This window comes from Microcoleus sp. B7-D4 (genome assembly GCF_036705125.1).
Classification (GTDB): domain Bacteria; phylum Cyanobacteriota; class Cyanobacteriia; order Cyanobacteriales; family Microcoleaceae; genus Microcoleus.
Genome location: NZ_JAUBTT010000207.1, coordinates 1 through 3,775, shown reverse-complemented (window position 1 = coordinate 3,775; position 3,775 = coordinate 1). Strand labels below are relative to the sequence as shown.

General features: G+C 48.2%; 5 protein-coding genes. All 5 read right to left on the bottom strand.

The genetic code is table 11. The features are described 5' to 3' along the window. Positions 1-11: 11 nt before the first annotated feature. The 5 genes from QUB12_RS36665 to QUB12_RS36645 all read right to left on the bottom strand — a co-directional run bounded on the left by QUB12_RS36665 (position 12) and on the right by QUB12_RS36645 (position 3,734). Positions 12-467 carry a hypothetical protein gene (locus QUB12_RS36665; RefSeq protein WP_333207523.1) on the bottom strand — a complete coding sequence of 152 codons (456 nt, stop codon included), beginning with the start codon at positions 465-467 and terminating at the stop codon, positions 12-14. A 251-nt stretch (positions 468-718) separates the two neighbouring features. Beyond that, positions 719-922, bottom strand: a complete 204-nt coding sequence (locus QUB12_RS36660) for a hypothetical protein (RefSeq protein WP_333145883.1) — start codon at positions 920-922, stop codon at positions 719-721. Between the two features lie 17 nt (positions 923-939). Then, positions 940-1,485, bottom strand: a complete 546-nt coding sequence (locus QUB12_RS36655) for a Fic family protein (protein WP_333145881.1) — start codon at positions 1,483-1,485, stop codon at positions 940-942. Beyond that, positions 1,463-1,768 carry a hypothetical protein gene (locus QUB12_RS36650; protein ID WP_333207522.1) on the bottom strand — a complete coding sequence of 102 codons (306 nt, stop codon included), beginning with the start codon at positions 1,766-1,768 and terminating at the stop codon, positions 1,463-1,465. The genes QUB12_RS36655 and QUB12_RS36650 overlap by 23 nt, the downstream gene beginning before the upstream one ends. Positions 1,769-2,084: 316 nt before the next feature. Further along, positions 2,085-3,734: an RNA-binding domain-containing protein gene (locus tag QUB12_RS36645; RefSeq protein ID WP_333257800.1), complete on the bottom strand. Its 1,650-nt coding sequence runs from the start codon at positions 3,732-3,734 to the stop codon at positions 2,085-2,087. Positions 3,735-3,775: the final 41 nt, after the last annotated feature.

Below are 3,775 nucleotides of genomic sequence, written 5' to 3'. Positions count from 1 at the left end.
GTGAATGCAGGTCAATCAATGCAGATAACGGCATTGGGGCAGTGCTGTTCGATGAGGGGGCGGACAACGCTCCATTCGCCCCGTCCCCCAGACCATCCAAGCTTGTAGGGAAGGAAAGGAGTTAGTTCCAATTCCAGGGATTTGTGGTGGAGTTTAGATAAACAGAGCGCCAAGGCATCGTAATCGGTATAGCGTTTCTTGCTGCCATGTAAGTTTTGACCCGCCATATTGCACACCCAAAGTTCGGGAATGGAGCTAACCCGAACCATTTGGACTTTACCGAGAACAAAACGCTTTCGACCTGCATCGGGGCCGCAGAAGCGCCGATACTCCAACTCAACCACCGGCCACTTCGCTGCAATTGAAGAGCCCAAACCAGTGTGAAGTACCCCAACGCAGCAGACCTGATGAGCAATGATACCCGTTTCGACATCACGGATGAGTTTGAGCTTCTTTTCTAGTACCATGTGCTATATGATACTAGCTCTCGTGGCTGGTGCGATCGACGGATTTGCGTCCAGACAGGGTGTTGGCTCACAGCAATAAACCAGGCTTAATCAATAATGGCTGTTTATTGTAAAGCAATTTGTGCAACAGGTTGTTGCACAAATTGCTCGTTCGGGTAAGATTCCGCAAAACTTCTCATATACAAGAGACATATGAGATGAGAAACCCTTCATCTCTTGTAAAGCTTTTGGCAAGTCGGCCACTAAATTGTCTATAACTTTCGCCACCGCGCATCCACTCCCCGTCCCACACATTTAATCCTTCCCTCATCCCGTTCTTGACGCAAAATGCGACGAATTAAATCCACAGAAACCACCGGACAACGTTGCTGTAACTCTCGCATCGAAAACTCGATGCGGCAAACTCTCAATTGCCTGTAAAACCATTGCCGTTTTCGTTCCTTTTGCTCCTCCAATCACCCCAACCCGCTGCTCAAATTCTCGATAAGCTCCCAGTAACATTACGCCTAAAAAATACTCCCACTCCTGGCAACAAGCTATGCTTCCCCTCATGCCAATTTTGAGAAGATTGGTACAAGGCATCATAATAGCTTTCTTTGGTGCGCTCCACAATTTGTTCTAAACTAATAAACTGCCCTACTTCATAACCCGCTTGATACAACAATAACAGCGTCAGCAATCTTGCCATTCGTCCGTTACCATCCAGAAATGGATGAATGCACAAAAAATCCAGAACATAACTAGCAATCAACAACAATGGTTCAATCTCACCTTCACGGGAAAATAGATTAAATTTCTCATGCAACTCTTCCATAGCCTGAGATGTGGCATAGGCGGCAACAGGAGTAAATCGCACTATTTGTCTACCATCAGTTGTGGTTGCCGTAATTAGATTTTCTGTTGTTTTCCAACAGCCACCTAAACCGACGCTAAATTGATATAAATCGCGATGAAACTGCAAAACAATATTCGGAGTAAATGGAATATAACCATAGCTAGCGTGAATTGTATTTAGCACATTCCGATAGCCCGCGATTTCCTGTTCTGAACGATCCCTTGGTGCTGTGCGTTCCGTTACTAAGAAAGCGAATTCGCGCCAGAGGAACGGTAATTCCTTCAATGCGGTTAGAAGATTCGGTACTTTGAATAATCGCAGTTTGCCGCAAAGTTTCTAGCACTTGTGGTGCTTGTTGTTTGTACAACTCCTGTTTACCTTTGTACTCCCCAATTAAGCGAATTGTCTGTAGGAGTTTTTGGGTAATCGGTTGCTGGGTTAAAAAAGTCTGTTCAAAAGATTTCATTGATTTAAAAGCACCACTGTAATAGCCATTGAGTCGCTTTGGTCTATTATATAAGTATTTTTAATATAGGTACTACCCTGGTCACAGTACCTATATTAAAGGTATTGTACCCGATTCATCTGTACTGTTTTGTGCGTCAAAGGTCGCCAACTTCCCACCGGGACTATAGTACCAATACCCTGGAATAAGGGGCTAAATGCCCAAATTAACGAACGCTATTTTCCTCCACAGACTCTAAAGATGCGTGTTCAAAAGGCGCGGTGCGTGTTTAAAAAGGCGCGGCGCGCGTTTAAAAGGCGCGGTGCGTGTTTTCCCGCTATGAAACAACATAATATGACGCGCGGCCTTGACCCTCTAATTTCAACTGGTTGGCATCAGTCAACTTCCGCAGCAGGCGACTAGCTTGGTCTTCGCTGATACGACAAAGTTCCACAGCTTCTTTTCTGGTAATTCTGCCGTGAGTCCTTACATATTGAAGCACCATTTGCTCTTGCTGAATGGGTTCAAAGCCAGCTTGCCGAACGTAATCAGCGGATTGTCCCAGTTCTCGGTAAACTAAGGGGCTAAGGGTGTAGGTGCGTCCTTTTTTGACGCCACGCGCTTCTACCAAACCAGCTTCAACTAATCGTTCTAACACGCTGCGGGCGATCGCTTCATCTCGCTGAATGGCACGGGCGAGAGTAGCCGTGTCTAACCGTCTTTCTTGTCGCAATTGTCCTAAAGCGATTAAAGAGTCAACGGGGAGTGGGCTTTGACGGCGATTTTCCTCTTCAATCACTACGCGCAACAGTCCTAAGTCGGCTTCCCCCCCTGGCAGTCTGACGGCAACTGAATGAGAGTTTGTGCTTCGATAATCAGGGGCGGATCTTCCGTAGCGCAATAACCCCTGATAGATTAAATCTACACCGCGCCCAGTTCGTTCGGCGAGTCCGATGCGTTTAATGGCATCGGCTAGAAAGGGGTTTCTCGGTCGGGGTTCTACGACTAGCAAGTTATCCAAACTGACACCTTCAACAAAACCCCCTGGGTTGCTGATGGTAATTCCGTAATCTTCCCAGCGGATGTGAACGGCTCCCAATTTAGTGTAATCTCGGTGGATGAGGGCATTGACTGAGGCTTCGCGAAAGGCGCGGCGATCGTAGTTGGGAACGGGGACGCGAAATAAACCGATTTGCACTTCATCTTCTTCGACACGCACCTCGAACTGTTCCATGACTCGCTCAAACAGTTTTAGTAGGGGGGTGCGGTAAAAATCATTGACTCGCACTTGGGTGCCTTCGAGGACTTGAAAGGCGACTTCGTGGGTGGGTAAGTGTTCGCGGAGGGCGCTTTCTCGTCCTAAAATCAGCATTCCGGCGACGGTGGGGAAGCGAATTCCATCGGTAGAACGCACGAACCCTAAAGCGCCGTCTAGTTCTTCATCAGTTAAGGATAGCAGAGTACGATCGCCACCATATCGCTCTATTAATTGTCGCAGGCGTTCGCGTTCCAGGGGGTCGAAGTCGGTGACAGACGATCCGGTGACGGGTAATGAGGAGTAATCGAGAACGCCTAAGTCTGACTGGCGAGTGGCAAATTCATAGGGATAAAAGGGGACGCATTGGGGTGTTCCGTCTACTTGCAGGCGGCGGCGTTGTAGGAGTCCGTCAGAGGTGGCGACGATGCGAGCTGATTTGGGGACTTCTATGCAGGCAATGGTTTGACCTGCTTCTAGCAACGCTGTAACGCGCACGCTGACTGGGGGGTTGGTGCGGTTGCCAATCATGGCTGCCAAGGTGGACAGGTTTTGGTGTTGGGGGTGCAAACCTGTTATTTGACCGTCATCTTCAACGCCGAGGTAAATGGAGCCACCGTCTGTATTGGCAAGGCAGACGACGGTTTCAATCAGGTCTTTGTCTGGCAGGCGAGTGCGATCGCTCTTAAACTCGACGGTGAGGGATTCTTGTTCGGGAATCGTGCGATTCATTTAACAATATAAAATAGGGGCGACCAGACGGCATTTACAAT

What these genes read in the sequence shown, in the direction of transcription:
- QUB12_RS36665 (WP_333207523.1), bottom strand. Translation starts at nt 467, where the DNA reads ATGGTACTAGAAAAGAAGCTCAAACTCATCCGTGATGTCGAAACGGGT.
- QUB12_RS36650 (WP_333207522.1), bottom strand. Translation starts at nt 1,768, where the DNA reads ATGAAATCTTTTGAACAGACTTTTTTAACCCAGCAACCGATTACCCAA.
- QUB12_RS36645 (WP_333257800.1), bottom strand. Translation starts at nt 3,734, where the DNA reads ATGAATCGCACGATTCCCGAACAAGAATCCCTCACCGTCGAGTTTAAG.